Annotated in this window: 20 protein-coding genes; 5 read left to right on the top strand and 15 right to left on the bottom strand. The window is 35.9% G+C overall.

Annotated features, from left to right (window positions below; translation table 11 throughout):
- Window positions 1-10 precede the first annotated feature (10 nt).
- From AC1RNE_RS15030 to AC1RNE_RS14970, 13 genes are all read right to left on the bottom strand, one after another.
- Window positions 11-370 (bottom strand): bleomycin resistance protein, encoded by a 360-nt coding sequence (locus tag AC1RNE_RS15030; protein WP_492801888.1) that lies wholly within the window; start codon window positions 368-370, stop codon window positions 11-13.
- A gap of 155 nt (window positions 371-525) precedes the next feature.
- Entirely contained in the window at window positions 526-1083 is a 558-nt protein-coding gene (locus AC1RNE_RS15025) for a GNAT family N-acetyltransferase (protein WP_492801887.1), read from the bottom strand.
- A gap of 53 nt (window positions 1084-1136) precedes the next feature.
- The gene (locus AC1RNE_RS15020; RefSeq protein ID WP_492801885.1) at window positions 1137-3206 is read right to left on the bottom strand and encodes a ComEA family DNA-binding protein; all 2070 of its coding nucleotides are present in this window, start codon (window positions 3204-3206) and stop codon (window positions 1137-1139) included.
- Between the two features lie 97 nt (window positions 3207-3303).
- A complete protein-coding gene (locus tag AC1RNE_RS15015) occupies window positions 3304-4431 on the bottom strand; it encodes a DUF8457 domain-containing protein (RefSeq protein ID WP_492801883.1) in 1128 nt (375 codons plus the stop codon).
- Window positions 4432-4717: 286 nt separating this feature from the next.
- On the bottom strand, window positions 4718-5449 hold the full coding sequence (gene rnc, locus AC1RNE_RS15010) for a ribonuclease III (RefSeq protein WP_184128894.1): 732 nt from the start codon (window positions 5447-5449) through the stop codon (window positions 4718-4720).
- Window positions 5450-5581: 132 nt separating this feature from the next.
- Window positions 5582-6832: a beta-ketoacyl-ACP synthase II gene (gene fabF, locus AC1RNE_RS15005; protein WP_492801882.1), complete on the bottom strand. Its 1251-nt coding sequence runs from the start codon at window positions 6830-6832 to the stop codon at window positions 5582-5584.
- A 273-nt stretch (window positions 6833-7105) separates the two neighbouring features.
- Entirely contained in the window at window positions 7106-7342 is a 237-nt protein-coding gene (locus AC1RNE_RS15000; protein WP_184128888.1) for an acyl carrier protein, read from the bottom strand.
- Between the two features lie 122 nt (window positions 7343-7464).
- Complete coding sequence (locus tag AC1RNE_RS14995; RefSeq protein WP_492801880.1) at window positions 7465-8376, bottom strand: ROK family protein; 912 nt, start codon at window positions 8374-8376, stop codon at window positions 7465-7467.
- Window positions 8377-8539: 163 nt separating this feature from the next.
- Window positions 8540-9064: a YkgJ family cysteine cluster protein gene (locus tag AC1RNE_RS14990; protein WP_492801878.1), complete on the bottom strand. Its 525-nt coding sequence runs from the start codon at window positions 9062-9064 to the stop codon at window positions 8540-8542.
- Between the two features lie 115 nt (window positions 9065-9179).
- On the bottom strand, window positions 9180-10460 hold the full coding sequence (locus AC1RNE_RS14985; RefSeq protein ID WP_492801876.1) for an adenylosuccinate synthase: 1281 nt from the start codon (window positions 10458-10460) through the stop codon (window positions 9180-9182).
- Between the two features lie 284 nt (window positions 10461-10744).
- Window positions 10745-11245 carry a Fur family transcriptional regulator gene (locus tag AC1RNE_RS14980; RefSeq protein WP_492801874.1) on the bottom strand — a complete coding sequence of 167 codons (501 nt, stop codon included), beginning with the start codon at window positions 11243-11245 and terminating at the stop codon, window positions 10745-10747.
- A 107-nt stretch (window positions 11246-11352) separates the two neighbouring features.
- Complete coding sequence (locus tag AC1RNE_RS14975; protein ID WP_492801873.1) at window positions 11353-13611, bottom strand: RelA/SpoT family protein; 2259 nt, start codon at window positions 13609-13611, stop codon at window positions 11353-11355.
- Between the two features lie 162 nt (window positions 13612-13773).
- A complete protein-coding gene (locus AC1RNE_RS14970; RefSeq protein WP_492801871.1) occupies window positions 13774-14781 on the bottom strand; it encodes a DUF6089 family protein in 1008 nt (335 codons plus the stop codon).
- 315 nt (window positions 14782-15096) lie between these two features.
- Here AC1RNE_RS14970 and AC1RNE_RS14965 point away from each other — a divergent pair, with 315 nt between their 5' ends.
- A complete protein-coding gene (locus AC1RNE_RS14965) occupies window positions 15097-15585 on the top strand; it encodes a hypothetical protein (RefSeq protein WP_492801870.1) in 489 nt (162 codons plus the stop codon).
- Window positions 15586-15657: 72 nt separating this feature from the next.
- Here AC1RNE_RS14965 and ilvC read toward each other — a convergent pair whose 3' ends face one another.
- A complete protein-coding gene (gene ilvC / locus AC1RNE_RS14960) occupies window positions 15658-17142 on the bottom strand; it encodes a ketol-acid reductoisomerase (RefSeq protein WP_492801869.1) in 1485 nt (494 codons plus the stop codon).
- 222 nt (window positions 17143-17364) lie between these two features.
- On the opposite strand from ilvC, the gene AC1RNE_RS14955 reads away from it, so the two are divergent.
- Window positions 17365-18249, top strand: coding sequence for an AraC family transcriptional regulator (locus tag AC1RNE_RS14955; protein ID WP_309912888.1), 885 nt, complete (start codon window positions 17365-17367; stop codon window positions 18247-18249).
- 83 nt (window positions 18250-18332) lie between these two features.
- On the top strand, window positions 18333-19610 hold the full coding sequence (gene ilvA / locus AC1RNE_RS14950; protein ID WP_492801867.1) for a threonine ammonia-lyase IlvA: 1278 nt from the start codon (window positions 18333-18335) through the stop codon (window positions 19608-19610).
- A gap of 58 nt (window positions 19611-19668) precedes the next feature.
- On the opposite strand, the gene AC1RNE_RS14945 is transcribed toward ilvA, so the two are convergent.
- A complete protein-coding gene (locus AC1RNE_RS14945) occupies window positions 19669-22341 on the bottom strand; it encodes an MGH1-like glycoside hydrolase domain-containing protein (RefSeq protein ID WP_492801865.1) in 2673 nt (890 codons plus the stop codon).
- Between the two features lie 456 nt (window positions 22342-22797).
- On the opposite strand from AC1RNE_RS14945, the gene AC1RNE_RS14940 reads away from it, so the two are divergent.
- Together AC1RNE_RS14940 and AC1RNE_RS14935 are read left to right on the top strand one after the other, a co-directional pair.
- A complete protein-coding gene (locus AC1RNE_RS14940) occupies window positions 22798-24924 on the top strand; it encodes a bifunctional aldolase/short-chain dehydrogenase (protein ID WP_492801864.1) in 2127 nt (708 codons plus the stop codon).
- Between the two features lie 146 nt (window positions 24925-25070).
- Window positions 25071-26345 carry a sugar isomerase gene (locus tag AC1RNE_RS14935; RefSeq protein WP_492801862.1) on the top strand — a complete coding sequence of 425 codons (1275 nt, stop codon included), beginning with the start codon at window positions 25071-25073 and terminating at the stop codon, window positions 26343-26345.
- The last annotated feature ends 2 nt before the right edge of the window (window positions 26346-26347 follow it).

Raw genomic sequence — 26347 nt, 5'->3', positions numbered from 1 at the left:
TACTAAAATATCAATAAATACTCTGCCCAAAAGTAAGCAAATTATTATCTGGGTCAAGGATTGAAAACTCTTTTTGTCCCCAAGGCTTTAGTGCTAAATGTCCTGCTGGATGAATGCTTGTTTTAGTGTCTAAAAATGTTTGGTACAATTGGTCAATATTATCTGTTCTGATATAGACCTGACCATAATTTTCTTTGGGGTCAATTTCTTTAAATTCAAAAAAGTGAATTTGAACATTGTCTTTTTGCACCATCAAGTAGCCCTCAAAATCAGCACTACCAAATTCTTGAAAGCCTAATTGATTTACATAAAAATCCCGTGTAGTAGCTTTATTACGCATAGGAAGTTTTGGATTGATGTTTGTTAACATATTTTTAATTGTTGAGTATTAATATATCCTTTTGTAATTACTTATTCTTTATAATCTATTTCGAGCGGGACGCTCTTCCATCTTTTAGGTCTTAGGAGAGCCTAAGACCAGTAAAAGACTTTTTTTTCTGATGGCAGTCACTTAAAAGCAAGCCATCAGTATTTTGAGCTATCTATTTCCCTAAACTGCACATACAAATAATTATCAATCACTTGGCCGTTTTTAATAGATGCTTTTGTTTGAATACTTTCTAATTGATAGCCTGCTTTTTCTAATACACGCATAGAGGCTTTGTTGTATTCAAATATGCCAGCCCAAATTCTGATGATTTCTGGGAAATTTTCAAACACATAATTGGTCATTGCTTTTACCGCTTCAGGCATTATTCCTTTGCCCCAATAAGCTTCCCCTAACCAATAGCCTATTTCAGCACTGATACGATAAATATCATTACCCACAATAATACCAATTCCTCCTACTACCTTTCCTTCAATGACAATCGCTAAAGAATTAGTTGGCTTATCTATCTTTTTGTTGGCATCTACCCACCAAACTGCATCATCGTACGTATATGGATGCGGAAAAGAGTCACGCACATTATTAAATATCTTGATATTATTAGCTTGAATCACTAACGATGCTTCGTCCCCATCTTGAAAAGGACGTAATGAAAAAGCTTTGCTTTGGTAAATGTATTTTCCCTCTTCGTTCATACAGAATATTTAATAAAAAGCTCATTCCTCACGGCTAAATGCTTATCGCTATCTTAAAAATGCAACCTTAACTGTACTTTTACTTCTGAGCGATGGGACGCTAAAATTTCTTCTAGTCCCGAGCCAAAAGTAGCATCATCTCCTAATAAATCTGTCCTCGCCCAACGAACCCAAGCATCTACATTTCGACTGACTTTGTACTTTGCCAAGAGATAATGCCGAAACCCGTATTGATAATAAGCTGGAAAAGAAAAAGCATAGAGAACATCCTGTTCATAAAAATACTGTCGGTTATCATAATCATCTGTTTTGAAAAAGGCAATCCTACCAGATATCGATAACCGTCCTAAATCAGCATTTACATCCTGAGCAATAGCAAACCCCTTTGTCAAGCTTTGTCCTTCAAACTGAAAAGTGCTGAAAGATGCCCTTGTCTGAAACTCCCATATTTTCGATAACTTGTAGTTTATATTCGCCAACAATGCTCTTTTACTTCTTTCTCTTACTACCGTAATTTCTCTGGTTTTTTCTTTGCCTTTATCCAGATAGGTTTCTGTAATTTTAGTATTCTCTTCTTTGTTCTCCTGTCTGAATTGTAAATAGGCTTGTAGTTTTTTAGAAGGCTGAAAAGTTAGTCTTCCTAAATAATCAAAACCCTTAGTCGGTTGCTTATCGACGAGGTATCTATACCAAGGAAAGTAAAAGTAATCGAAATAAGCCGAGGCCGACCACTTTTTATTAAATGAATGTTTTATCCCTGAATAGATTCCTCGTTCATTAATATTGCGGGAATTTTCGGAAAAACCATTGCCATAAAAACTATGAAAATCTCTATCATAATTTCGTAATAAAACTGATATATCAGTCCGATTGCTTAAGCTTGCTAACACGCCTGTTACAGCACCAATACCACCACTTGTAGAGCGAGCAGCTTCTCCAAAAAAGTTGTAATTCTGATAATTATAACTCCAATGAAGACCAGTCAAAAGATTCTCTTGTCCCGAAAACTCATATTGATTATACACTTTATCGGCTTTTACTAGCGGTAAACTAAAATTAGTTTTCAATAAGGTAATCCCAGCTTGAAAAGTATTGGTTTTGTTATTGAAGGTAATATCTCCCCCAAAGTTTTCTTCCATCAACGACCTTTTATCAGCAATTTCAGAAGATGTTCTATGCAAACCTGCTGTTTGTAAGGAAGTGACATAATTGGCGTTAGTATTCTTATCTAAAGCCAAATTAGCATCTCGATTTACTCGTGAATAAAAACCTGTCATTTCAAAAGCTTTGAATTGATAAGTCGCCGCACCTCCTCTAAAGAAATTGCTTTCCATAACAGATGTATAAGGACGAACGCCTAAATGATTCCTACGGGTAGTAAGCACTGTTTCTGAGCCTTTTCCTAAATAGAAACCCGCAGCGGCAATCAATCCTTGACCAAACTGCAATTGATAGTCGCCTAAGTTAATATTGTTCCAATGTCCTTTATTTTGAATTTGAAAGTGAAAGGAAGTAAAATCGGTCAACTGACTTTCGCCTTCGTCTTTTTCGACGGTAAAGCCAGCACTAAAATTCTTTGGTAAAGACACTTTATACCGAGCATATAATTTCATGGGCGAACCTTCATACCTTACTTTACTGCGTGAATCAGGCTCTGTAAAGCCTTTCTTCGTTTCTACATATTGAGTGTACCTAAGCAATAAATACTGATTAGCTTTTTGCCAACTATTTTGAAAGTCTTTAATCGATAGTCCATCGGCTTTCAGCGTCACAAATGGTATAAACTTATAAATAGTCGCTAAATCAAAATCTGGAATGGCTTGTAATTCATAAATAGATAGGAACTTTCCTGCTTTGTCACGGTAGTTAAAGAAGGAGTTTAGTTGTTTTTCAGAAAGTATGTACAAAGAAGCGAGCTCGGAACGAGAAACAGTATTTAAATCGAGTGGATTCAGATAATTCTGATAAAGAGATTCAAACAAGTCTTCAGAAATACCATCAACGGGGTTGCCCATGATTTCCTGAATAAGGTTGCGTATATTATTTTCTTTAGTAGAATAATCCTGAGCGTTTACATGAGCAGCATAAAGAATGCTTATGAAGAGGAGTAGGAGTTTTTTCATAATAAATCGTTAAAGTGCAGTACAAAAAAATGATGCTTTGAGTAATTATTCTCAAAAGCATCATTTAAAGGACTTTATACCAACAATTTAAATATTTTTAATGAAATTTTCTAGCAACTACTTCTAAAAAATCATTAGCTTCTTCAGCCACCGAAATCCAATTATATTTAGGCGCTAAATGTTTATTCATATAATTTTTAGCATCTGAAAGGTTGCTACAAGCATCTATTTTATCAATAGCATTGCTATATGCGTTGATGTCGCCATCAAATAATTTACCAATAAAAACGAATTTCTGATTTAGACTTACTCCATCAGCAATGCTTTTAATAGGACGATTGAAAGCTAAATCAGCCAAAGCAGTTCCTCCCGCTACGTTATCTCTCTTCAATAAATCATTAACCGTTGGTAAATCTCCTACGAAAGTGTCATTTAGGCGATCTAAACCCGGTAATTTCATCTCCGCAGGCGTTCCCTTTCTATCTATTTCAGCTTGAATTTTGTCTACCGTTGGTAACGGAGCATTCTCATCGTCTAAATCCTCTTCTATGTCAAAAAAAGATTGAGATACTGCTTTTTTAGCAAGAACTTCTTCTACAGGTCTTGCTGAAGCTTTTATAAAATCTTCTTTTTTGAAAGGTACTTTAGCAGATAACGTTTCAAGATACTTATCAACATTTTCAAACGCTACGTTGTCGCTAATTTCTTTCAACCAATTCAAAGCAACAGTTACATATACTTTATCATCATTGCCCATTTTTTCGGTCATTGATTTAGCAATGTGGCTGTTAATCTTGGTATATTTTGCGAGTTGCGCTAAACGTTCTTTAGTAAGTGTAAATTCTGGAGAATCTCTTACAAAATCATCAAAATACTTACTTGGATCAAGTAATAGAATAATGGTTTTTACAACAGCTTTCGATAACATTGGTTCAAAATGTTCTCGTTTTACCATGATATTTTGTGAAGCCGTATTCATGAAAGTCTTCAAGGCAGCTTTAACGTCGTCACTATCAAAATTAAAGTAAGGACTGGTAAAGGCTTCTGTATCAGCTTTCCATTTCTCAAACAAATCGCTTACAACAAACATATTTACTTGCGCAACATTGCTAAGTTTTAAAATTTGTTGTCCATTGATTGTGGCAGTTCTATTAAAAAAGTCATCACAAACTTGGTTAGCATATTTTTGTCCGTAATTTTCGATTGCCGAAAAGTCTAACTTCATGATTTCTTAGAGGGTCTTTTTAACTACTGGATATAACTATAACGAAATAAAATAATTCTTATTAACAAATTTAATGTATTAATATATCAGAAAGAAAAGGTAAGTGCTAATCGGTAAAGATTAAACATCCTATCGGCAGAATTATAGCAAAAATTGAACCAAACATTAGAAGTGCACCTCAACAAAACGACAAACCAGAAAAATGTAGTGAAGCCATTAGTTCATTGATGTAGGCTATTTTATATCTTAGTACATAAAAAAGCCTGTGGTATTCACAGGCTTTTATTTAACTAATTTCTAGCTTTTCGCAAGCCTTCATGGCGGCTGTTTGCTCGGCTTTCTTCTTGGAATATCCCTGTCCTATCGAAAAGGCTTCTTCATTCACAAAAATAGTTGCTGTAAATTCTTTATTATGTTTTGAGCCCTCTTCGATGATTTCAAACCTAATAGGCTTGCCTTCGCGCTGAGCCCATTCTATGACTATTGATTTAAAATTAGGGTTATTTTGTACAACTGTCTCAATATCAAAATGTTGAGTAAGTATTTTTTTGATAATAAACGACCTTGTAAAACGAAAACCCTTGTCTAAGTAAATGGCTCCAATTAAAGCTTCTAATGCATCGCCATACATTGATGTTCTAGTAAGTACTGTCTTGCGGTTACCATCGTATTCTACAAGCCTATCCAGACCAATTTTTCTGGCTACTACATTCAAAGATTCTCGACTAACCATTCTCGAGCGAATTTCGGTTAAAAAACCTTCATCTTTAAAAGGGAATTTTTTAAACAAATATTCTGCTGTAATCATCCCTAATACTGAGTCTCCTAAAAATTCAAGTCTTTCATTAGAATCCTTGTAACCTTTAGCGATTGTTTCTTTGGATACCGAAGAGTGCATAAAAGCTAATCGATACAGCATTAAATTAGAGGGATTCTCTCCGATAATATGTTCTACTGCATTTTTTAACTTCTTGTCTTTAGGATCACTTGAAAAAAAATCAATAATTGGTGATAGCATATTTCTAAAATGATAATTGATAGTTAAAACCTAATAGCTAAAGCTGATTGAATGAGATTGCAACATTAATAAAAAAATTTGACTTCGCCTTAACTACTATCAATTATCCCCTATTTCTCTATCAACTAAAAACTATATTTTTTTGAATATAACCGTAGCATTATGACCTCCAAAGCCAAATCCATTACTTAAAACAACATCTATTTTTCTTTCTTGAGCTTTATTCAAAGTCAAATTTAAACGATTGTCAACTTCTGGATCTTCCGTAAAATGATTAATCGTTGGTGGTACAAGCTGATGCTGTATTGCTAAGATTGAAGCCACCGCTTCGATAGCACCTGCTCCCCCTAATAAGTGACCAGTCATAGATTTTGTCGAGCTTATGTTCATTTTATAAGCATGATCTCCAAATAAATCTACAATTGCTTTCAATTCTTGTGGGTCACCAAGAGGGGTAGATGTACCATGCGTATTGATATAATCTACTTCTTCTGGTTGGATTCCAGCATCATCGAGGGCATCTTGCATCGAAAGTAATGCTCCATAACCATCTGGGTGTGGCGCAGTAATATGATAAGCATCAGAAGAGAACCCTCCACCGATTAACTCAGCATAAATTTTTGCTCCACGAGCAATCGCATGGTCATAATCTTCTAAGATTAATGCTCCTGCACCTTCACCTACTACAAAACCGTCACGGTCTTTATCATAAGGACGTGAAGCCGTTTTAGGGTCATCATTACGTTCAGACATCGCACGCATGGCTGTAAAACCGCCCACACTCGCAATCGTTACTGCTGCTTCAGAACCACCAGTCACACAAATATTAATACGCCCTAATCTGATATAATTAAAAGCATCAATAATCGCATTATTGGCTGATGAACAAGCCGAAACAGTTACGTAGTTTGGGCCACGGAAACCATGACGAATTGAAATATTACCTGATGCTGAATCGGCAATCATTTTTGGAATAAAGAAAGGATTGATTTTTGGCGTACCATCCCCTTTTCCGAAGTAAATCATTTCTTCTTCAAAAGTTTTTAAGCCTCCAATACCTGAACCCCAAATTACTCCAACTTTATTTTTATCTATATTTTCAAGGTCAAGTCCTGAATCTACAATGGCTTCATCAGCAGCAACTACTGCATATTGAGTAAACTGATCCATTCGACGAGCATCTTGGCGAGGAATAAATTTTGTAACATCAAAATTTTTCAATTCGCAAGCAAAGCGAGTACGAAATTTTGAAGCATCAAATTTTGTGATATTATCGCAACCACTGACTCCATTTTTTAGTCCATCCCAATATTCTGGTACAGTATTTCCGATAGGAGTCAAAGCACCTATTCCCGTTACGACTACTCTTTTAAAACTCTTCATGAGAAAAATAAAATTTAACTAAGTATTAGATAAAAGATGATAGATAAAATTAGTGGAAAGAACACCATCTAATTTATCTGTTTTTTACACTTCTTAATCTTTAACTCCTTTGGCTTTTATCTAAGCATATAAATTAATACTCAAATAAATTAATACTCAAATTTGAGCATAATTAACCTGAAAATCAATAAAAATGTGCTAATCTGTCATAAAACTATAGTTCAGGTAGAATCAATAATTTTACTTTCAAATTAGCACATAAAGAAGTTCAGATTACTTGGCGTTTTCTTCAAGATATGTGATTGCCTGACCAACTGTTTGGATATTTTCAGCTTGATCATCAGGAATAGAAACGTTAAATTCCTTTTCGAATTCCATGATTAATTCTACTGTATCCAATGAGTCTGCACCCAAATCATTTGTGAATGAAGCCTCTGGAGTAACTTCTGCTGCGTCAACGCCCAACTTCTCGACGATAATGCCTTTTACTTTTTCTGCAATGTCTGCCATTTTTAGAACGATTTTTGGTTAGAAAAACGGTGCAAAGATGATGATAAAAATTAGATTATCAAACATTTTTTTAATACCGCATTACTATGAAAAGATTTACTATAATTATTTAAAGAATATTATTAAAAACATAATGAAGCAGCCCCTAAAAGACCTGCATCATTACCCAAAGTAGCACGTTTAATAGTTAATCCGTCGGCATGATACTTGGTTAACCAACCTTCCATGGTGGATGTAATTGATGGTAAAATATAGTCAAATGATGCTGACAAACCTCCACCAATCAAGATTAAATTGATATCAAGGATGGCAACTAAGTGACATAAATTTTCGCCAAGCAATTCTCCAACTTTCGTAAATACCTGTAAAGCTAGGGCATCTCCTTCTGAGGCAGAAGCTACTAATCCTGTTGTTGAGATAGTTCCATCATCAGGTAATTGAGTAACACCTCTGAATTCTTTTCTCATTGTATTAGCAAGGTCTAACAATTCATTTTTACCGATATTTCTCTCTAAAACCTTACCATTTACTGAAGGCGTATGCCCAGGTTCCATTGCGTTACCTCTACCACCACTAAATACTTTTTTACCAATGATGGCTGCACCACCTACACCAGTCCCTAAAGTAATAAAAATATAGCTTTCGTCAATACGATCTTCGCCAAAATAAAATTCTCCTAAAGCTGCTGCGTTTGCATCATTTTCAAGGAAAAAATCAACTGCTGGGAAGCGTTTTTTAAGTATCTCAACCAAAGGAACATTGTTCAACTCAGGGATTGCCGTAATTTCAATTGGCGTTACTCTAGCCGAATTAATCATTCCCGGTAAGCCGATTCCTACTTTAGTGATATTTTTATTATCAATAAGTTGTAAACCTATTGCTTCTCCGAGACGGTCTTCGAAATGTCCTGATTTTCGCCAGCTCACAGTATCGTGACTATAAAAATTAGAAATTTGTCCTGTTTCTGAATTTACGATGCCCATTTTGACATTCGTTCCACCAATGTCTATGCCTAAGTACTCGACTGCCGCCATTATTTTGTATTGTATAGTGATAGTAAAAGTTTTGTGGTCTCAAAAATACGGAATTTTTATCAGTCAATAATACAAACTAAAAACGATTTACGTCTTTTTATATACTATCCTGTATTATTGACGGGAACTATTTGTACTTTTTTAGCATTTTTTATAGCTATAACTACTCAATGATTCCGCCCTTATTCCCCAGACCTGCTTTTTTAAGTTGTTCTACTATTTCAAAAACTGCTGGACAAACTTTTGTGTTTTCTAACGTAAGAGGTAAAATTCCAGCAATATTCTTACGGTCAGTATGCGGATACTCTCTGCAAGCCTTAGGTCTATAGTCGTAAATTGAACAATAATTGTCAGCATCCAAGAAAGTACAAGGCGAAGAATTCAGCACATAGTCGTGGTCACTATCCAAATGCAAATGGTCTTTTACTAACTGAGCAGGGCGAATACGCAAATGTTTTGCGATTCTATCAATATCAATGTCTGTAAAGATTGGGCTAGTAGTTTTACAGCAATTCCCACATTTCAAGCAATCTACTTCATCAAAAACATCTTCATGTACAGGGTGAAAAGCCTCGTCCAACTTTTTGATTTTTTTATTTTTAAGTCTATCAAAAAACTTTCTATTTTCTGGAAACTTCAAACGAGCTTGTTCGTTGAAAGCTTCTATGGTTTCTTCTGTATATATCATACGATAATTTATAAAAACACTTCAATATAAAAGAGCTATATAAGTGAGTGTCAAATAAAAAGGTTCGACAATTTACAAAAAACTGTCGAACCTTTTGAAAATATTATCTTTTGGATTAAGCCAAAGCTCCTTTCAATACACATTCATCACGGTCTGGACCCGTAGAGATGAAATTGATTGGTAAGCCTAATTTCTCTTCTAAGAAAGTAATATAGCCTGTTAATTCAGCTGGAAGGTTTTCGAAATTTCTTAATCCTTCTAACGAACAGTTCCACCCCTTCAATGTTTCATATATTGGTTCTACAATCGTATCTGTCATATCGTAAGGCAATTGTTCTGTAACAGTACCGTCTGGTAATTTATAAGCAACACATACTTCTATTTCTTCAAAAATGTTCAATACATCAGCTTTCATCATTACCAGTTGCGTTACGCCATTAATCATCATTGCGTATTTAAGCGCTGGTAAATCAATCCAACCACAACGACGAGGACGACCAGTAGTTGAGCCAAATTCACGACCTTCCTGACGCATTCTTTCACCTACTTCATCAATCAATTCCGTAGGGAATGGTCCTGAACCTACACGTGTAGCATAAGCTTTGAAGATACCATAAACTTCACCAATGTTTTTTGGAGCAACTCCTAAACCTGTACAAGCACCTGCTGTAATAGTATTTGAAGAAGTAACAAATGGATACGAACCAAAGTCAACATCTAATAAACTTCCTTGCGCACCTTCAGCCAAAATCGTTTTGCCCGCAGTAATCGCATTGTTAACAGAGTATTCAGAATCTACCAAACGGAATTGTTTCATAAACTCTACTGCTTCAAAAAAGTCAGCTTCTGCGGCTGTTAAATCATATTCAAACTTGTACACATCTAAAATTGCAGTATGACGAGCCACCAAAGCATCGTATTTTGCTTTGAAGTTTGGTGAAATCATATCACCTACTCTTAATCCTTGGCGTGAAATTTTATCAGTATAAGTTGGCCCGATACCTTTTAAGGTTGAACCAATTTTGGCATCACCTTTTGCTTTCTCATAGGCAGCATCCAACAAACGGTGTGTTGGAAGAATGATAGAAGCTTTTTTAGATACTTCTAAGTTCTCAAGTACGTTCAAATTATACTTTGCTAAACCATCTATTTCTTTTTTGAAAATAATTGGGTCAAGAACAACACCATTTCCGATAATGTTTTGTACTTCCTGACGGAAAATTCCTGATGGAATTTGATGCAAAACATGTTTAAAACCATCGAATTCAAGGGTATGCCCAGCGTTTGGTCCACCTTGAAAACGAGCAACTACTTGATATTTAGGGGCTAAAACATCAACTATTTTACCCTTTCCTTCATCACCCCACTGCAAACCCAACAATACATCTACTGCCATTTTTTTGTTTTTTGGTTGTCATTCTCACGAAGGAAGCATCTGGCGGTGGCAGACCAGTTCCCTCCTGACGTCGAGATAACAGGAAACAGAAAAATCAAAAAAGAATAAACCACCTAATCAAAGTCGCAAAGATAAACAAACAAAAATAAAACCTCACAAGAATTTCAATAATGCTGTAGTTTTAGTTGAAGAGTATTCCAAAAAATTTCCTAAAAAACACAAAAACAGGACTTTCATTCGGATTATGAATGAAAGTCCTGTTTGCTTGCTGTTGATAAATACTGTTAATTATGGTCTCTACTAGACATTGCTCTTTCCGCTAACATTGCTTTTTTATGTTCACATTCTGTTTTTGTACAAGCACCATAAAAAATCAAAGAGTGGTGCATTACATTGAACTGTAACATTTCACCTACCATCGATTGTATTGTTTGTACTCTTGGGTCACAAAATTCAGTAACATGATGGCATTCTGTACAAATCAGGTGGTCGTGTTGGCGACGTCCGTATGATTTCTCGTACTGTGCCTGATTTCTCCCAAATTGATGTTTAGAAACTAAATCACATTCTACTAATACGTCAAGTGTATTATACACAGTAGCACGTGAAACCTGATATTTCTTATTTTTCATCGAAATATATAGTTCCTCCACATCGAAATGGTCATCTCTTGTGTAAATTTCCTCCAAAATGGCAAATCGTTCTGGAGTTTTTCGAAGACTTTTATTTTCAAGATAAGCAGTAAAAATCTTCTTTACTGCCTCTAATGTGGCGTTTGATGGCATTACTGACTATTTTCAGAAAAACAAAAAATAAAATTTATTGATTTAATAATTAGACTAAATCAATTTTGAAAAGTAAAATAAATCAATTTTTAAGAGAAAAAGAAATTCTAGTCTCCTCTTTCAATCTGAATTACACCATCAACTTGCTCTAAAGAGTGAACAAGTGTTTCAAGATGTTGTGTGTCTTGCACCATCAATGCTATTTTTCCTTCAAAAATACCTTCTTTTACTCCTATCGAAAGATTTTGAATATTTACTTTTAACTCTTGCGAAATTACTCTTGTTACATCGTTCATCAAGCCCATGCGGTCGGTGCCTTTAATAATTAATTGGGCAATGAACGACATTTTCACTTGGCTCGTCCACAAAGCTTTGATTACTCTATCGCCATGACGAGACAATAGCTCGGTAGCATTTGGACACGAAGTTCTATGAATTTTTATGCCTTCATTAATCGTAACAAACCCAAAAACAGTATCGCCCGCAATAGGATTACAACATTTAGCCAACGTATAGTCTACCCTATCCATGTCCTCGCCAATCAAAATTGCATCTGCATTTTTTACATCGCCATGCAATTTCTTAAGCTCTTTAACGATATTTTTAGTATTCGTTAGCGGTTCCTGAATGGTTTTTGTAGCCTGTTTTCTTTCATGCGCCTCTCTGTCTGATTTCCATTTTTTTATCTCGTCTAAGCTAATATACGCTTTCCCAAAACGATAAAATAAGTCGTTTGTATCTTTTGCATTAAAATACGCCCTTAGTTGATTGGTAATTTCTAAGGTTAACGTATTTACACCCAACACTTTTAAACGATGTTCAATCATATCACGCCCCATGATGACGTGTTGTTTGTTGGCTTCTTTAATATAATCCTTGATACGGGCTTTTGCCTTGGTCGTTGCTACAAAGGCTAACCAATCTTCTGATGGTTTTTGTTTTGCCGAGGTCATACACTCAATAATATCACCAGTCTTGAGTTTGTGGCTCAAAGGGACTAGTTTATTATTTACCTTGGCTCCTATACACCTTGCTCCTACTTCTGAGTGAATTTCAAAGGCAAAATCCAATGCCGTAGCACCGTCTTTCAATACAATCAGTTTCCCTTTGGGGGTATACACAAAAATCTCGTCGTTATACAAACTACTTCTAATATCATCAACCAATTCAACGGCTGACTGTGATTTATCAGTAGTATCCAATGCTTCTCGAATTTGGCTTAACCACGACTCAAAAGCTTTGTTTGTACGCGTATCATTTCCTTTATATTTCCAGTGTGCGGCAAATCCTTTTTCGGCAATTTCATCCATCCGAGTTGTCCGAATCTGTACTTCTACCCAGCGTCCACGTCTTCCAGAACTCATTACAGTGGTATGCAATGATTCATACCCATTTGATTTAGGATTAGAAATCCAGTCTTTCAACCGCTCAGGATTGGGCTTATAATGGTCTGTTACCATCGAATAAACAGCCCAACAAGCAGACTTTTCTAATTCAGTAGGGACATCTAAAATTACCCGCACTGCAAAAAGGTCATAAATTTCCTCAAAGGGCGTATTGTTCTTCTTGAGCTTGTGATAAATAGAATAGATTGATTTCGGTCGTCCTTTCACAATGTGTTTATAACCCATTATGTTAAGGTCTTTCTCAATCGGACGAATAAAGTTTTGGATGAAACTCTCTCTTGATGTTTTGGTTTCTTTTAACTTCTTGGCAATATCTTTATAAGCTTCTGGCTCAGTGTATTTCAAACACAAGTCTTCTAGTTCAGACTTTATCGCATGAAGCCCCAAGCGGTGTGCTAGCGGAGCATATAAATAAAATGTTTCAGAGCTAATTTTGAGTTGTTTATCACGAGGCATACTTCCCAATGTTCGCATATTATGCAAACGGTCGGCAAGTTTGATTAATATTACCCGAATATCATCCGAAAGCGTAAGTAACATCTTACGGAAGTTTTCTGCTTGTTGCGAACTTCCATAATCAAAAACGCCCGTAATTTTAGTAAGACCGTCAATAATTTTGGCTACATTTTTTCCAAAAATAGCTTCAATTTCTGTCAGTTCTATTTCAGTATCTTCCACCACATCATGCAACAATGCACACATGATAGATGTTGCTCCCAAACCTATTTCTTCAACACAAATTTGGGCAACAGCAATAGGATGATAAATATAAGGCTCGCCAGATTTCCTCCTCATCTCTTTATGAGCTTCGGCAGATAATAAGAAAGCTTTTTTTATCAGTTTAGCATCATCATCTTGCAAATATGGACGGGCAATGTTGAGTAATTTTCGGTATCGCTTTAGAATCTCTTTCCGTTCTTGCTCTAAGTCTATTTCTTTTACTTCCACGGTGTTATTCAAGGACAAATGAGTTTTTTGTAAGAAACATTAATTTAGTGTTTAGTCTAAATTAGCGATTTTTGAGGGAAACGGCAAATGGAAGTGCATTTAATTTATGAGAGAAGTGAATGGTTTTTATAGAAATTTCATTAAAGCCCTGATTAATAATTAGTCACAATTATTTTATTCAATCACAGGGCATTTTATTGAGGGAGAAAGATGGTATGTTATCCGAAAGCTAGTTAATAAATAAATATCATTTAATTTACTAGCGCCATCTCTAATAGTACCTTGTCTATATATTTCAGGAAAAGTACTTACTGGGGTCAAATTAGGATTACTATAATTGGGGTTAATATTTTCAGCCAAATATTTTCTAATAGAAGCTTCTCTATTATTTCCAGTATTAGCCGCTATCAATTCATATTCTCGGTGGCCCATGATAGCGGAAAGAGGGTTAATCGCATACATTTGACTGAAACTTGTATAATAGCCTCCTACATCATCAATATAATCCGTTAAATTATAACGAATACCTACCTCAAACCCTAAATCAATTTTTCTATCTATTTTATATTTTACTCCAAACCCCAATGGGAAGTTCATAGCGAACAGCTCATATTTATTGTTAAGATTTCCTGGTAAACCTTGTCCTTCCGTATGAAGTGGTTGAAGACTCACCCAATCACCAGGTGATGCCTCTGACCCTCTATAACTAACAGGTACTTTGGCAACTGGATTATGATGAAAAAAAGCAAAGCCTAAAAAAACATAAGGTGTTATTTGTGCTCTTTTTTGATACCTATCACTTTCTCTAATTAAATTAAAAATCCCCTTGAAAGATAACTCTTGAATATCATTTCTGAAATGGGCATTTCTCATAAATGATCTTTCTAATAAAGGTACACCTTCAAGCTTACTATCATCACCCACAATTCTTACCCAAGTCAAAGCGATATTTCCTGAAAATCGAGGAGTGAAATGTCTTGTATAATCCACAGAAACATTCCAACGAACATTTTCTACAGTAGACTGAATGGGGCGGTTTATTGGTACGAGGTCTCCATAATAATTTGCAGTGCCTATTCCAAAAGCGATATCAGAATGCTTCTCAAAAAGCTTTTTCTGTGAAAAAGCTTGAAAACATATACATAAAGCAATAAGGATTTTAAATAAGTTCTTAATCAACATTAGGAAATCTATTGGGTTATGTTTTGCTTATAAACGACAAACAGAGTATAAAAATATACTAAATTTCACAAATTGAGTAACCTCTACTTATTATTGTTTAGTTTATTTACTTAAATTCACTTAGACTGGCATTATCTCACATAGATAATTCCCTCTGTAAATAGGGAAATATCAGAAAAAAACATTGGCTTTTCGGATGTTCTACTGTTAAAATATCTCATTAACCTAACAGGGAATTGGCATAGTAAACCAATCATTCAAAATAATTACTTTTATAAATATTTAACTAACCACGAAACTTTAAATTAATCTACAATGAAGGTTTTAATCGTTATTGGCATTGTCCTTTTTGGTATTGCACGCCTTTTTAAAAATTTTATGGCCTCTCAAAGAGCCTCCGATGTATTACGAGAGACGACTCAAAGTGAAGACTATGCATTAGCATTTGCTGAAACATTAGACGTAACTGTAGTAATTAAAAAAGAGATTGACATTAATCATGTTAGAGAAGCTTTATCAAAAATAATACCATTCCAGTTAGATAACTATACAATAAAATCATTCCAAGAATTAGCTGAAGACACATATCTTTGTTTGACAATTGTAAAATATGATGATTTAGAATATAGACAATATGGTGGTAACGAAAATGCTGAACATGTATTAGATTTGAATTTTAAAATTTTACTAAGCGAAGAAAATAAAACTTGTAGGATTTACTCCGATGTGCATGAGAACCTCACAGACAAAACATTAAGAGAAGAGTTTGCTAATAAATTGTGGAAAATAATAGAGAAAAAATAGTTGATAGCGTAAACCAAAAACTCCTGATGAAATTCATCAGGAGTTTTTGGTTACATAGTAAAAATCCATTCCTTACACTACCGTAGAAATTGCTTTCATGTCTGTCATTGCTTGACGTAATTCAGCACCAACGAACTCGATATCGTGTGAACGAAGTGCTTCGTTTACTGCGATAATCGTTCTGTTATCTACGCCGTTATCTTTACCAGCATTGAAGTTTGTACCGATAATGTCAGTTTCAACTGTTGACATAAAATCAGCTAACAAAGGCTTACAAGCGTGGTCGAATAAATAACATCCGTATTCAGCAGTATCTGAAATTACAGAGTTCATTTCGAATAATTTTCTACGAGCAATCGTGTTAGCGATTAGCGGCGTTTCGTGTAATGATTCATAATAAGCAGATTCTTCTTTGATACCTGCTTCCACCATTGTTTCAAAGGCTAATTCAACCCCTGCACGAACCATTGCTACCATCAATAATCCGTTATCGAAGTATTCTTGTTCAGCAATTTTAACATCTCCTGCTGGAGTTTTTTCAAAAGCAGTTTCGCCAGTGGCAGCTCTCCAAGTCAACAAGTTTTTGTCGTTGTTTGCCCAGTCAGCCATCATTGTTGAAGAGAACTCTCCGCTCATGATATCATCTTGGTGTTTTTGGAACAACGGACGCATAATGTCTTTCAATTCTTCAGAAATCTCAAATGCTTTGATTTTTGCAGGATTCGAAAGTCTGTCGAACATCGCAGTAATACCACCTTGTTTCAAAGCTTCAGTAATTACTTCCCATCCGTATTGGATTAATTTAGAAGCATAACCAGCATCGATTCCTTTTTCAACCATTTTGTCGAAACAAAGGATTGAACCTGTTTGTAACAAACCACAAAGGATAGTTTGCTCTCCCATTAAGTCAGATTTTACTTCTGCTACGAAAGATGATTGTAATACCCCTGCACGGTGACCGCCCGTTCCTACACAATAAGCTTTTGCATAAGCCCAACCTTTTCCTTCTGGATCATTTTCTGGGTGAACAGCAATCAAGGTAGGTACACCAAAACCACGAACATATTCAGCACGTACTTCTGAACCTGGACATTTTGGCGCAACCATGATTACGGTAATATCTTTACGGATTTGCATTCCTTCTTCAACGATATTGAAACCGTGTGAATAAGAAAGCGTAGCTCCTTGTTTCATCAAAGGCATTACTGCATTTACTACTGATGTATGTTGTTTGTCTGGCGTAAGGTTAATTACTAAATCAGCAGATGGAATTAGTTCTTCGTAAGTACCAACTTTGAAATTGTTTTCTGTAGCACTTTTCCAAGATTGTCTTTTAGCATCAATTGCTTCCTGACGTAAAGCATAAGAAACATCTAAACCTGAGTCTCTTAAGTTCAATCCTTGGTTCAATCCCTGTGCACCACAACCTACTACTACGATTTTTTTCCCTACTAAAGCACTTACTCCGTCAGCAAACTCATTACTTTCCATGAATTCACAAACACCTAACTGATTTAATTTTTCTCTTAAAGAAAGAGTATTGAAATAATTTGCCATTTTTTGAATGTTTTTGATTTTGAATAACGTTGTCGAAGGCTAAAATTCGCAACATTGCTGAAATATGCACAAAGTTGATAAAAATCATCAATTAATGAATGGTAAATTAGTGTTTTATTTAGGTACTTTTCATGGGTAATTCATATCAGGGTAAGCATATTTTATTTTAAGTAGATGATTTTAAAACTTTTACAACTAAAGCTAAATGTGTAATTTTATTACATGAAACAATTAGATATTCCTGTTTATAGTATCGATAGGTTTAATAGTAAATCTGAAAAAACGATTCAATTTCAGATTGAACCCTTTGATATCAATCGAAATTTTAAGGTAACTTATCCACATCGTCATGATGATTTTTACGAAATCCTCTTCCTTACACAAGGACAAGGCATTCACACGATTGATTTTCAGAATTATACAATAAAACCCAATACTATTTTTTTCCTTTCTCCAGGTCAGATTCATGAGTTAGACCTTTCTGAAGATGTAAAAGGCTATATATTCCTTTTTACATCTTCTTTTTACCATTTTAACAAGACTGACCCTTACAAGCTTTTTGAACTTCCGTTTTTCTATAACCTTAATCAAGAAACACCACCGATTTACTTAGAAAATCAAGCGGAGAAACAGGTGCTGACAGAGCTTTTTAAAAATGCTATTTACGAGAATCAGCAAAACCTAACCGATTCAGAAGAGGCTATTCGTGCTTTGTTAGATTTAATTCTAATCCAATGCAAAAGAATTTATCCGCTCAGTAATTATGATGATAAAACCAGCAAAGGCAAAATCATGGTAAAACGTTTCAAACAATTGATTGAAGAAAAATGTCAGGAAAATTTATCGGTGAAAGATTATGCACACCTACTTGCTATTACACCCAATTACCTAAGCGAGACGGTAAAAAGTGTAACAGGAAGAACATCAACCGATTTAATCAATGACCGTATGATTATGGAAATAAAACGCTTTTTGACGCATACCGATTTGGGGATTTCTGAAATTGCTTACCAACTCAACTTTTCTGACCAATCATATTTTTCAAAATACTTCAAAAAATTGACTAATCTTTCACCTTTGGAATTTAGGAACGGATTATCTAGGTAAGGAAAATCATTTTTTACCTACAAACTATCTTATATTTGTAGAAAAAGGAATTGTATTACAATCAAAGGCTTTATCTCATCAACATGGCTAATAAAACAGAGCAAAAAAAACATTCTATATTTCCGACACTTGAAAGCATCTATGAAGCGGCAGAACGCCTTAGAGGGGTGGCAGTACATACGCCATTGACTGAAAACATTGTGCTTTCAGAACGCTATGAAGCTAATATTTTTTTAAAGAGAGAAGATTTACAAATTGTTCGCTCCTACAAAATCAGAGGAGCATATAATAAAATGGCGATGCTTTCAGCCGACGAGCTAGCCAAAGGTGTAGTATGTGCATCCGCAGGAAACCATGCCCAAGGGTTAGCGTATGCTTGCCATAAAATGAAAGTAAAAGGCACGATTTTTATGCCTACTACTACGCCTAATCAGAAAATCAAACAAGTAAAGATGTTTGGTAAAGACGATATTGAGGTAATGTTGGTAGGTGATACTTACGATGATGCTTCAAACGCTGCCAAACAATATTGTGACGAAAATAATGCTACTTATGTCCATCCTTTTGATGACATGGATGTAATTACGGGACAAGCGACTGTTGGCTTAGAGATTTTTAAGGATTCAGATATTAAAATAGATTATATTATTTTGGCCATTGGTGGTGGAGGTGTTTCGGCGGGCGTTTCTACTGTTTTTAAACAACTTTCTCCGCATACTAAAATTATTGGTGTCGAACCTGCTGGTGCTGCCTCTATGAAGGCTAGTTTTGATGCTGGTCATGTCTTAGAACTCGAAACTATTGACAAATTTGTGGATGGTGCTGCCGTAAAACGTGTTGGAGAGAAGACTTTCAATATTTGTAAAGAAACGTTGGATAATATCATCCTTGTTCCAGAAGGAAAAGTTTGTACGACTATTTTAGAATTATATAACGAATCGGCGATTGTAGCCGAGCCTGCTGGTGCTTTAACGATTGCAGCCTTAGATTTTATGAAAGATGAAATCAAAGGGAAAAATGTAGTGTGTTTAGTTTCTGGTGGCAATAATGACATTACGCGTACCGAAGAAATAAAAGAACGCTCATTGCTTTATGAAGGACTAAAACATTATTTCATCATTCGTTTTCCACAAAGAGCAGGTGCCTTGAAAAATTTCTTAAATAATGTGTTAGGTGAAGAAGATGATATTACCTTATTTGAATATCAGAAAAAAACCAACCGAGAGTCTGGCCCAGTATTGTTAGGGATTGAACTGAAACACAAAGAAGATTATGAGCCATTATTAGGGCGAATGATAGAACAAAACATTGTTTATCAAAAATTGAACGAACAACCAGATTTGTTTTCGGTTTTGGTCTAACAAAAAAGGTATCAGCATACTGCTGATACCTTTTTTGTTACCTTATCATTAAACGAATTTACATTGTTGATTCTCTAACCCTATGTTTTTCTGCTTTTGAAACACTCAAAATCAATTCAGCCACAAGACCCGTCCAACCAGTTTGATGCGCAGCGCCTAGTCCTTTACCTGTATCACCATCAAAATATTCATTGAACAAAATTAAGTCTTTAAAATGCGGGTCACTCTGCATTTTCTCATATTTCTCATACATCGGGCGTCTTCCTTCCTTATTTTGTGTAAATAAGTTAATCAAACGTTCTGAAATACTTAGTGCTGCCTCTTTGATACTCACCATATTTCCAGAATTGGTAGGATATTCAACCTCATAATCATTGCCATAATATTCTTGAAACTTCATCAAAGAATCTATCAACAAGAAATTCATTGGAAACCAAATAGGTCCACGCCAGTTTGAATTACCACCAAACATACTTCCCGTTGACTCGGCAGGAGTATAATCAACCCTTAGTACATCTCCGTTTACTCTAAACTGATAAGGATTTTCTAAATGATATTTTGAAAGAGAACGGATACCAAAGTCAGAAAGGAACTCGGTTTCATCAAACATTCGTTTCATAATCATTTTCATACGGTGTCCTCTCAGAATAGCTAATAGCCTGCTCTCGCCTTTTCCTGATTCATACCAACGAGAAATTAAACTTGCAAGGTCAGGTCTGTTGGCTAATACCCACTCTACCCTACGACGGAAATCAGGCAATTTTTCAAGCATTTCTGGTGTTAAAACCTCTACCGCAAACAAAGGAATCAAGCCCACCATCGACCTGATTTTCAACAACATACTGTTATTATTAGGTAAATGGAGCATATCATAATAAAACTGGTCTTCTTCATCCCAAAGACTAATTTCATCACCACCAAGAGATTGCATCGCTCCTGCAATATGCAAGAAGTGTTCAAAAAACTTGGAAGCCATATCTTGATAAACAGGGCGTTCAAGGGCAATTTCAACGGCAATCCTTAGCATATTCAAGCTATACATTGCCATCCATCCCGTACCATCAGCTTGTTCTAAGCGTCCGCCTGTTGGTAAAGTGGCAGAACGATCGAATACCCCAATATTATCCATACCGAGGAAACCTCCTCCAAAAATATTATTTCCTCCCTCATCTTTTAGATTTACCCACCAAGTAAAGTTCAATAAAAGCTTATGGAAGATTTTCTCTAAAAAGGCTATATCTCCTTTTCCGTTTATCTCTTTGTCAATCTCATATACTTTCCAAGTAGCCCAAGCGTGTACAGGTGGGTTCACATCCGAGAACGACCATTCATAGGCAGGAATTTGCCCATTGGGGTGCATATAATATTCTCGAAGTATTACTGCTAATTGACGCTTTGCAAAATCGGGGTCAACCCGTGCTAAGGGCAAGGTATGGAAAGCCAAATCCCAAGCGGCAAACCAAGGGTACTCCCATTTATCAGGCATCGAAAGAATATTGGCAGAATACATGTGGCGCCAGCCCGCATTCCTTCCATACTTCCTATATTCCGATGGCTTAGGCATCGAAGGGTCACCCTTTATCCATTCGTTGACATTATAATAATACCATTGTTTAGTCCAAAGCATACCTGCATAGGCTTGTCGCTGAATTTTTAGCAACTCGGGGTTTTCAACACCTTGCTGTACTTCTTCATAAAACTGATTGCCTTCACGAATACGCTTATCCATCGTATCTTCAAAGCCCCCAAAAGGTTCAAGGATAGAATGGTCGACCAAACGAAGCCTAACGGTATAGCTATCTCCTGCCTTAATCGTTTTGGTATAACGAGCAGCCGCTTTTGTACCAATATTATTGGGATTTACGGCCGTTTTCTTATTATCAACGATATAATCATTAATACCATCTTTACAATACGGCGAAGCATTACCTACTTTATAAAGACGTTCAAAATTGGTTTCGTTTTCGCAGAAGAGTAACTCTTGGGCATTTTCACAATACAATTTATAATGCCCTATATTTTTGTTATCAATATCAATGGCTTTTTTGGCCACCCCCGTCATCATGGGTTTATACTTATATTTTTCGTAGCCCCAGCTCCAAGTATTCCTAAACCAGATGGTAGGCAAAATCGTGAGTGGTGCTGCTTTTTTGCTTCTGTTATGAGCTGTTATTTTTATTAAAATATCTTGCTCGTCTGCCTTTGAGTATTCTATGAAAATATCAAAATATTCGTTGTCATCAAAAACGCCCGTATCAAGTATTTCAAATTCTGGTTCTAAGCGCGAACGCTTTCTACTTTCAGAAACCAGCTTGTCATAAGGATACGGATTGATAGGATACTTATAAAGCATCTTCATATACGAATGCGTGGGCGTAGAGTCTAGGTAATAATAAAGCTCCTTTACATCCTCCCCATGATTAGATTCACTTCCCGTTAATCCAAAAAGGCGTTCTTTTAATATATGATCATTATGGTTCCAAAAAGCTAAGCCAAAACAAATATGAGACTTATTATCTGAGATACCCGCTATGCCTTCTTCACCCCAACGATAAGCAATAGAACGGGCCATATCATGTGTTACAGAGTTCCATGCATCTTGGTTGGCTGTATAGTCTTCTCTAACTGTACCCCATTGCCGCTCAGAGAGATAAGGTCCCCACTTTTTCCATCCCTTATTATCTTTGCGAGTATTCAATCGCAACTTCTCCGCACTTATACTTTTACTCATACCTTTTTATATAAATGGTTATCAATAAATTTCTAAAATTTATACTACTTTTATTTATAATTTTTATCTTTATAATACTAGTAGTTGCAAACAAATGCAATGTTGCTTCAACCTTATGCACTTATGTGCAATAATACTACCAAATTTAAAAAAAACACCCAAACCTTTATCATAATAGGCTATCTAAATAGATTAAAATGCAAGTTTTAGAGTAATTATACTTAAAAATAGGTAATCAATCATCATTAAATAATTAAATTTCTGAATATTTATACCAAAATTAGCATGCTGTAGTATCAAAAAACAGGCAAAAAAGTTACTATTTCAAATACTAAAAGTGTCAACAATAGATTGCGCTATTTACACACCTTTTTTCCGCATGATAGTACAGGACGGTTTAAGATACAGAGAATTCTAGTTTTGTTGAACATTAATTATTATATTTTTTATAAAAAAATGGCAACCAAGACATTCAAATACGTCAGCTATCTTTGGGACGAAGCCAAAGCAGCCGAATTAGCAGGCGACGAAGTAGCTCTATTCATTTATCGCTCAAATTTATTAGGAGCTGATCTACGTTTAACCAATTATGGTGGTGGTAACACTTCTGTAAAAATCAAAGATAAAGATCCTTTGACGGGTAATCAAACTGACGTGATGTGGATTAAAGGTTCTGGTGGTGACATTGGTACTTTGAAAAAATCAGGTTGTGCAGCTTTGTATGTTGACAGACTTCGTGCTTTAGAAAACGTATACCGTGGTATCGAATTTGAAGATGAAATGGTAGAATTATTCAACCACTGTATCTTCGATTTAGCTTCTAAGGCTCCTTCTATTGATACTCCTCTTCATGGATTTTTACCTTTCGCTCATATCGACCACTTACACCCAGATGCCGCTATTGCTATTGCAGCAGCTAAAGATGGTAAGCAAATCACTGAGGAATTGTTCAACGGTGAAATTGGCTGGGTAGGCTGGCAACGTCCAGGTTTCGACTTGGGTCTTCAATTGCGTGAGTGTTTGGAAGAAGCTGAATCTCGTGGTATCAAATTAAAAGGTATCATGTTGGGTTCTCATGGTTTATTTACTTGGGGTGATACTTCTTTCGATTCTTATATTAATACATTAGAGGTAATCGAAAAATGCGCTGAGTATTTAGAAGCAAATTACGGAAAGAAAGCTCCTGTGTTTGGCGGTCAAAAAATTGAAAGCCTTCCTGAAGCTGACCGTAAGAAACAAGCATCTTCTATTGCTCCTATCTTGCGTGGTTTCTGTTCTTCATATCGTAATATGATTGGACATTTCACTGACGATGCTCGTGTGTTAGAATTTACCAATTCAAACGACCTTGCTAAGTTGGCTCCACTAGGTACTTCTTGTCCTGACCACTTCTTGCGTACAAAAATTTCTCCGTTAGTACTTGAATTAGCACCAAACGAAGATTTGACAGACGTAGCCGCTATCAAAGCAAAATTAGAACCTGCTTTTGAAGCATACCGTGCGATGTACACTGAGTATTATAATAATTGTAAAAGAGATAACTCTCCAGCAATGCGTGACCCTAACCCAGTAGTAATTCTTTACCCGGGCGTAGGTATGTTTACTTTCTCAAAAGATAAAACAACAGCACGTTTAGCTTCAGAATATTATGTAAATGCCGTGAACGTAATGAAAGGTGCAGAAGCAGTTTCTGAATACACTTCATTGCCACGTCAAGAAGCATTTGATATTGAATATTGGTTATTAGAAGAAGCTAAATTGCAACGTATGCCAAAACCAAAAGCACTTTCTGGTAAAATCGCTTTAATCACTGGTTCTGCTGGTGGTATTGGTAAAGCAATCGCTAAGAAATTTGCGGAAGAAGGTGCTTGCGTAGTAATCAACGACATCAACCAAGAACGTTTAGACGGAGCAAAAGCTGAGTTTGTAAGCAAGTTTGGTAAAGATGCCGTTTCTTCTACCTTATTGAACGTTACTGACGCCGCTTCAATCGCTTTAGCTTTTGATGATGCCGCTTTAGCTTTCGGTGGTGTTGATATCGTAGTAAACAACGCTGGTATCAGTATTTCAAAATCTATCGCTGAACATTCAATTGAAGAATGGGATAGATTATACGATATTTTAGTAAAAGGACAATTCTTGGTTTCACAAGTAGGTGTAGCGATGATGCGTAAACAAAATTTAGGTGGCGACATCGTAAATATTGTTTCTAAAAATGCCGTAGTAGCTGGACCAAACAACCCTGGTTATGGTTCTGCTAAAGCTGCTCAAGCACACTTGACACGTTTAATGGCTGCGGAATTAGGAGGAGACAAAATCAGAGTAAACACCGTAAATCCAGATGCAGTAATTTCAGATTCAAATATCTGGGCAGGCGGATGGGCTGAAGGTCGTGCGAAAGCTTACGGAATCACAGTAGCTGAATTACCAGCTTACTATGCAAAACGTACTTTATTGAACGAAATCATTCTTCCAGACGATATCGCTAATGCATGTTTTGCTTTTGTAGGTGGTTTATTAGGTAAATCAACTGGAAATGCACTGAATGTAGATGGTGGTGTAGCAATGGGCTTCTATCGTTAGAAATAATTTTATTCCCCCTTCTCCGTTAGGAAAGGGGGTTCTTTATTTACAGGCTATTAGTATATAAAGATGATGAATGTATTTTAACAATATGTTTGCTTGTACTCCCAATCACTTGTATCCAATAATAAACTTTCTCCTCTCCAATGCAGCTCGAAAAATATAAAATTCATTCACATAACGAAGATGTACTTGCTGGACATCAACGTAAATTGGCATATACTCTTTCAGAAGTTGAAAATGCTGAAAACATCATCCAAAAACTAGTTGATTTCCAAATCGCTATTCCTTCATGGGCTTTAGGCACAGGGGGTACACGTTTTGGTCGTTTTTCTGGTGGAGGCGAACCAAGAAGTATAGAAGAAAAAATTGAAGATGTAGGTTTACTACACGCTTTAAACCAAGCAAGTGGTGCTATCTCTTTACACATTCCTTGGGATATACCTCAAAATGCTCAGGCTATCAAAGTATTGGCAGCACAGCACGGCTTAAAATTCGATGCTGTAAATTCAAATACTTTCCAAGACCAAGCGAATCAAGAATATACTTATAAGTTTGGTTCACTTCAAAATGTTAACAAGGCTATTCGTAAACAAGCGATTGACCATAACATTGAAGTAATTAAGCATGGTATTGAATTGGGTTCTGAATCACTAACGGTTTGGTTATCTGACGGTTCTTGTTTTCCGGGACAATTAAACTTCCGTAAGGCTTACCAAAATACCTTGGAAAGTTTAGAGGAAATTTATGCCGCTTTACCAGACAACTGGAAATTATTCCTAGAATATAAATGTGCTGAACCTAACTTCTATTCAACAACTGTGGGAGATTGGGGACAGTCATATTCATACGTTAAAAAATTAGGTGATAAAGCCTTTACGTTGGTTGATTTAGGTCACCATTTGCCAAATGCCAATATCGAGCAAATCGTTTCATTGTTATTAATGGAAGGTAAATTGGGTGGTTTCCACTTCAATGATTCTAAATATGGTGATGACGATTTGACGGCTGGTGCATTAAAGCCATACCAATTGTTCTTAATCTTCAACGAATTGGTTGAAGGAATGGATGCAAGAGGAATGAACCATGCTACTGACTTAGGATGGATGATTGATGCATCACACAATGTAAAAGACCCATTAGAAGACTTATTGCAATCAGTAGAAGCCATCATGACGGCCTATGCGCAGGCATTATCTGTTGATAAAAAATCTTTAGAGATTGCTCAAGAAGAAAATGATGTAGTGCGTTGTCAAGAGATTTTACAAGATGCTTTCCGTACTGATGTTCGTGCATTAGTTGCTGAGGCTCGCCTTCGTGCTGGTGGAGCATTAAACCCAATTGCGTTGTATCGCAACTTGAAAATTAGAGAAAATTTGATTCAAGAAAGAGGCTTGAAAGCCGTTTCTACTGGGCTTTAATT

The sequence above is a fragment of the Arcicella sp. GW822-FHT02H01 genome, assembly GCF_058802005.1.
Note: the sequence above shows the minus strand (reverse complement) of the source record. Positions and strands in the feature narration are given on the sequence as shown.

What these genes read in the sequence shown, in the direction of transcription:
- AC1RNE_RS14965 (WP_492801870.1), top strand. Translation starts at nt 15,097, where the DNA reads ATGAAGGTTTTAATCGTTATTGGCATTGTCCTTTTTGGTATTGCACGC.
- AC1RNE_RS15025 (WP_492801887.1), bottom strand. Translation starts at nt 1,083, where the DNA reads ATGAACGAAGAGGGAAAATACATTTACCAAAGCAAAGCTTTTTCATTA.
- AC1RNE_RS14995 (WP_492801880.1), bottom strand. Translation starts at nt 8,376, where the DNA reads ATGGCGGCAGTCGAGTACTTAGGCATAGACATTGGTGGAACGAATGTC.
- AC1RNE_RS14990 (WP_492801878.1), bottom strand. Translation starts at nt 9,064, where the DNA reads ATGATATATACAGAAGAAACCATAGAAGCTTTCAACGAACAAGCTCGT.
- AC1RNE_RS15000 (WP_184128888.1), bottom strand. Translation starts at nt 7,342, where the DNA reads ATGGCAGACATTGCAGAAAAAGTAAAAGGCATTATCGTCGAGAAGTTG.
- AC1RNE_RS14945 (WP_492801865.1), bottom strand. Translation starts at nt 22,341, where the DNA reads ATGAGTAAAAGTATAAGTGCGGAGAAGTTGCGATTGAATACTCGCAAA.
- AC1RNE_RS14955 (WP_309912888.1), top strand. Translation starts at nt 17,365, where the DNA reads ATGAAACAATTAGATATTCCTGTTTATAGTATCGATAGGTTTAATAGT.
- AC1RNE_RS14940 (WP_492801864.1), top strand. Translation starts at nt 22,798, where the DNA reads ATGGCAACCAAGACATTCAAATACGTCAGCTATCTTTGGGACGAAGCC.
- AC1RNE_RS15020 (WP_492801885.1), bottom strand. Translation starts at nt 3,206, where the DNA reads ATGAAAAAACTCCTACTCCTCTTCATAAGCATTCTTTATGCTGCTCAT.
- AC1RNE_RS14970 (WP_492801871.1), bottom strand. Translation starts at nt 14,781, where the DNA reads ATGTTGATTAAGAACTTATTTAAAATCCTTATTGCTTTATGTATATGT.
- AC1RNE_RS14935 (WP_492801862.1), top strand. Translation starts at nt 25,071, where the DNA reads ATGCAGCTCGAAAAATATAAAATTCATTCACATAACGAAGATGTACTT.
- fabF (WP_492801882.1), bottom strand. Translation starts at nt 6,832, where the DNA reads ATGAAGAGTTTTAAAAGAGTAGTCGTAACGGGAATAGGTGCTTTGACT.
- AC1RNE_RS14985 (WP_492801876.1), bottom strand. Translation starts at nt 10,460, where the DNA reads ATGGCAGTAGATGTATTGTTGGGTTTGCAGTGGGGTGATGAAGGAAAG.
- ilvC (WP_492801869.1), bottom strand. Translation starts at nt 17,142, where the DNA reads ATGGCAAATTATTTCAATACTCTTTCTTTAAGAGAAAAATTAAATCAG.
- AC1RNE_RS14980 (WP_492801874.1), bottom strand. Translation starts at nt 11,245, where the DNA reads ATGCCATCAAACGCCACATTAGAGGCAGTAAAGAAGATTTTTACTGCT.
- AC1RNE_RS15030 (WP_492801888.1), bottom strand. Translation starts at nt 370, where the DNA reads ATGTTAACAAACATCAATCCAAAACTTCCTATGCGTAATAAAGCTACT.
- AC1RNE_RS15015 (WP_492801883.1), bottom strand. Translation starts at nt 4,431, where the DNA reads ATGAAGTTAGACTTTTCGGCAATCGAAAATTACGGACAAAAATATGCT.
- ilvA (WP_492801867.1), top strand. Translation starts at nt 18,333, where the DNA reads ATGGCTAATAAAACAGAGCAAAAAAAACATTCTATATTTCCGACACTT.
- rnc (WP_184128894.1), bottom strand. Translation starts at nt 5,449, where the DNA reads ATGCTATCACCAATTATTGATTTTTTTTCAAGTGATCCTAAAGACAAG.